This is a genomic window from Porcipelethomonas sp., assembly GCF_051893655.1.
Lineage (GTDB): Bacteria > Bacillota > Clostridia > Oscillospirales > Ruminococcaceae > Porcipelethomonas.
In genome coordinates this window covers 1-4,367 of the sequence record NZ_JBJFHN010000031.1, presented here as the reverse complement: position 1 = coordinate 4,367, position 4,367 = coordinate 1, and the positions used below count along the sequence as shown (strand labels likewise).

At 35.7% G+C, this 4,367-nt stretch carries 6 protein-coding genes; 4 read left to right on the top strand and 2 right to left on the bottom strand.

Going from position 1 to position 4,367, the window contains the following annotated elements; all coding sequences use genetic code 11:
- Positions 1–292: 292 nt before the first annotated feature.
- A complete protein-coding gene (locus tag ACI4WO_RS01755) occupies positions 293–1,435 on the top strand; it encodes a tyrosine-type recombinase/integrase (RefSeq protein ID WP_439805839.1) in 1,143 nt (380 codons plus the stop codon).
- Positions 1,436–1,679: 244 nt separating this feature from the next.
- On the opposite strand, the gene ACI4WO_RS01750 is transcribed toward ACI4WO_RS01755, so the two are convergent.
- Positions 1,680–2,186 (bottom strand): nitroreductase family protein, encoded by a 507-nt coding sequence (locus tag ACI4WO_RS01750; protein ID WP_439805838.1) that lies wholly within the window; start codon positions 2,184–2,186, stop codon positions 1,680–1,682.
- Between the two features lie 134 nt (positions 2,187–2,320).
- On the opposite strand from ACI4WO_RS01750, the gene ACI4WO_RS01745 reads away from it, so the two are divergent.
- The gene (locus ACI4WO_RS01745; protein WP_439805837.1) at positions 2,321–2,662 is read left to right on the top strand and encodes a winged helix-turn-helix transcriptional regulator; all 342 of its coding nucleotides are present in this window, start codon (positions 2,321–2,323) and stop codon (positions 2,660–2,662) included.
- A 94-nt stretch (positions 2,663–2,756) separates the two neighbouring features.
- On the opposite strand, the gene ACI4WO_RS01740 is transcribed toward ACI4WO_RS01745, so the two are convergent.
- Complete coding sequence (locus tag ACI4WO_RS01740; protein ID WP_439805836.1) at positions 2,757–3,083, bottom strand: winged helix-turn-helix transcriptional regulator; 327 nt, start codon at positions 3,081–3,083, stop codon at positions 2,757–2,759.
- A gap of 254 nt (positions 3,084–3,337) precedes the next feature.
- Between ACI4WO_RS01740 and ACI4WO_RS01735 the strand changes: the two genes are divergently transcribed.
- Both ACI4WO_RS01735 and ACI4WO_RS01730 read left to right on the top strand, forming a co-directional pair.
- Complete coding sequence (locus ACI4WO_RS01735) at positions 3,338–3,742, top strand: hypothetical protein (RefSeq protein WP_439805835.1); 405 nt, start codon at positions 3,338–3,340, stop codon at positions 3,740–3,742.
- A 376-nt stretch (positions 3,743–4,118) separates the two neighbouring features.
- On the top strand, positions 4,119–4,367 hold a 249-nt coding region (locus tag ACI4WO_RS01730; RefSeq protein WP_439805834.1), incomplete at its 3' end, for a hypothetical protein.

Below are 4,367 nucleotides of genomic sequence, written 5' to 3'. Positions count from 1 at the left end.
TCATTCCTATTTGTGCTGACGCTACTGCGGCAGAATGGAGATTAACATGAAAGAATTTTTAGCAAGACTTATTCTGACACTTGTTGTCGGAGGTGTAGGAATCGCAATCGAAATGCAGAACAGGGAAGAGGTGAAGTACATAAATGCCAATAGCAATTGAAATGTTTCTTGCAGGTGTAGCGTGCGGAATGGAAATACTCAACCTCATTAAGAAAAAGTAGGGATTCGTCCCTACTTTTTTTCAAAGGCACGACTAACATTTATTTATAAAATTAATTAAGGAGGCGGTTATATGCCGTTTACAGGTCATGTCAGAAAAAGAAATACCAAGTCAGGAATCACAACCTATCAGATTATTGTCGAGGAGGAGGCTGAATTTTCTACTGGCAAAAGAAAACGCTATTACAAAACTATCAAAGGGAGTAAAAAGCAAGCTGAAAAGGCAATGAGAGAATTTATTACCGAACTTGAAAATAAAACCTTTGTAAAGGACAGTAAAATCACGGTAAAGGATTTTATGCATCAGTGGATTGAGTTATATATCAAAAATCAGCTTTCTCCCACAACGGTTCAGCACTACATAGACCAGACCGAAAAGTATATTATTCCCAAATTCGGGAACCTTTATTTACAGCAGCTGAAAAATATTGATATCCAGAAATGGATTTTTTCATTGCAGCAGGAATCTCCGCTAACAGGAAAACCGTTAGCCCCCAAAACAATTAAAAACATTGTGCTTAATCTTTCAGCGGCTATGAAAAAGGCAGTAATGCTGGAACTAATAACCAAAAATCCTTGTGAAAATCTCACATTGCCTAAATTACAACGTTTTCAGCCTGATATGTACAGCATGGAAGAAGTGGAAGAAATGCTTAATTGTGCCAGAAATACCGATATGTATCTTCCTCTTATGATTGAGATTTGTATAGGTCTGAGGCGTGGTGAACTTCTTGCCCTCAAATGGCATCATATTGATTTTGAAAATGGTATTCTTTCTGTAGAAGAGAATCTTGTCACTGTTGTAAATGAACGAATTACAAAAGCTCCTAAAACCAAAAGCGGCAAACGCAGTATTCAGATACCTCAGACACTTTTGAATCTGCTTAAAAATACCCATGATGAGAGAAAAGCACAGCCTGATGACTACATTATCTGTCAACAGGATGGTTCACCATACAAAAGTGATTCATTTTCCATGAAGTTCAGGCGTTTTCTTAAAGCCAACAATCTGAAACATATCCGTTTTCACGATTTAAGGCATATTAATGCAACAATCATGCTGACTTCCGGCATTTCTCCCAAAGTTGCTCAGGAGCGTCTTGGACATGCAAACTATCAGATTACCATGGACATTTACAGCCATGTTTTGAAAAATGTAGAAAAAGAAGCGGCTGATAAGATTGATGCTGTATTGTTTGATAAAATGAGTGTATAAAGAAATCCGGAATCTCCTGTGTGGGGATTCCGGATTTTAAATTGTTGTAAAAAAACAACAATAAAAGCTGTTTGCTTTATAAGCATGATTTTTTTATTTTTATAAGGAAATTCATCTGAGAGTTTAATTTTTTAATAATTTTTTAATCTTGAAATGGACAACACAAGCTGGATAATAGTTTAAATAAAACTGCTGCACAAGGATTTACCCAAGTACAGCAGTTAATTTTTATTTAGCAACAATATTATAGTTTTTCAAAAAACGCAAATTCAGCCATGTCCTTTCTGTTTTTTGCAGGAGCTGAAGTTTCAGCTGAATATCCAACAGCAAGTATGTTAACTGCCTCCAGACCATCGGGAATGTTAAATTCACTTTTCAGTACATCAGGCTTGAAATAGCAAACCCATACACTTCCAAGTCCGAGTTCTGTTGCTTTCAGCATCATGTGGTCGGTTACAATAGATGCATCAATGTCTGTTGTCTGCTTACCGTCAAAAGGTCTTTTCCAGGCTGTGCTATGGTCAGCACAAACGACAAGGGCAAGCGTTGCACCATAGATATTTGCAGCCTTTCCAAGCTTTGCAAGACCTGTTTCTTCCTCAATAACAAGCACTTTGACGGGCTGCAAATTTGCAGCAGTCGGTGCAATTAGTCCTGCTTCCAAAATAGAGTTGCGCTTTTCAGTTTCAACTTTTTTCGGAATATAGTTTCTGACAGAGTGACGTTCTGTGATAAGTTCAGAAAATCCCATAATAGTTCCTTTCCGCTGTACAGCTTGCATATCTTAACCGGTTATGATATAATTATAGCATACCAATTTCTATCTGACAAGTACCGACTTTTTTGTAATGTACTATCTGAAAAGTAAGTATAAGGAGAATCTCTATGAAAACCTGTCCAAGTGAATTTAACTGTCCAGTTGATGCAACTATACAGCTTATCGGAGGAAAATATAAAGCAGTAATATTATGGCATCTTGTGGAGAGTAAGAAAAGATTTAGTGAGCTCAAACGTCTGATTCCCAAAGCTACCGAAAAAATGCTTGCACAGCAGCTCCGTGATCTGGAAAGTGACGGTTTTATTATCAGAACCGTTTACCCGGTTGTTCCGCCAAAAGTGGAATACAGCTTGTCTGAGTTCGGGAGAAGTATTGTTCCTGTTCTTGACTCAATGTGCAGCTGGGGTACGGATTATCTGAATACATTTTACGAGAAAAACACTTTGTGATTAACAAATGTTTCTAAAAATAATTGAGCCGATAAATCGTGGGTAAAACCACAGTTTATCGGCTCTTTTTGATGTTACTATCTCACTTTACAGACTAATTCAGATTCTCATCACCCCACTGCTTCATATGCTCAAAAACCGGAATAAAGCTTTTTCCTAAATCGGTAAGATTGTATTCAACATGAGGTGGGACTTCTTTAAAGTCATGACGGGAAATAAAACCATCAGCTTCAAGCTCTCTCAATTGTTTGGTCAGGCTGGATTCGGTAATTTCACCGATTTGTCTGCGGAGTTCACCAAAACGATGAATATCCCGAAATGCAATATAATAAAGAATTTCTATTTTCCACTTACCGCCTAATATTTTTTGTATAGTCGAAATTCTCTTGCAGCGTTCAATTGCTGTCTGAGTTTTTTTCATGCAATCATCTCCCTGAAATCCATTATAGCTTATTCTTTTGAATATGCTATAATTGCCCGATATGCAGGGAGCAAATCTTTGATTTGCTTATCTGCAAGGGCTATAAAATATAATAAATGCGATTTGCATTTATTATAGCATATTAAAATTCAAAAATCAATGTATATATAAATTTTTATATACTACAAGAAAGTTCAGTACTTGTAAAACCATTGTGGAATTGTCAAACCATTAAGGAATGCAAAAAGCTTGAATTGGCAGAAATCAAGTATCATGTTACTTATCTGACAGGACTTGCGGGAAGTAAAAAAGGTGAGGAAAATGCAATTGAAAGTGCAAAAATCTTTAATATGCTTCGCCCTCAAAGTATTTGTTTAATGGAATTGACAATTTTCCCTGAATCTGAACTGTACAAAGAAATACTGACAGGAAATTATATCCCAGCTTGTGAATTTGAAAAGCTTTTTGAATTGAAAACTTTGATTGAGCATTTGAATATCCCGACTGTAATTTATGCAAGCATAATTTCAAATAATGCACCGTTTGCAGGATTTTTGCCGAGAGATAAACAAAAGATTCTAAAAATTTTGGATTATGTAATTGCAAACGCAGATGAGTATAATTTGTTGGATTTCCAGAATTATAACAATCATTTGTAATTATGTTATCATGCATTTTACTGAATGAACGTGGAAATCACCATATGAAGTATATAAAGATAATATCAAGTGCTGAAATACGGAATTTCAATGAGGTGCAATATTGGATGTCTATATACTGGCAAATAGAAAAAAAGAATATCACTCTCATCACTTAACCATTAAATATGAATTGTCATAAATGATACCGTTTCAAAAAGTAATTACAATAATGCTTAAAATAAAGATGTACAAAAAAAATCCCTAATCCTACTATTGTAAGATTAGGGACATTTTTTACTATTCAGAATTAAAACTGGAAAAGTACATCACATTTATCATACGCTGTCTTTGTCGTCGAGAAAATTCTTGGAATACTGTACAAATGACGTAAAAAATGAAAATTATGATCCCTTGCCTGACGACGAGCCGCCGACGGGGGACAGAAAAAAATATCCGCCGACGGATTCGCCGACGAACTGAAGCTATTACAAACCTCATTATTTCAGAATTGACCAAAAAGAAGCGGATAAAAACCCACCTCCAAAAAAATATCAAAAAAGCCTTGACAAACCTCGAAAAATCAAGTAAAATAAAAAAGGTACTAAGCAAAGAAGAAAGATTGCATTCACTCCCAATCGAGTAT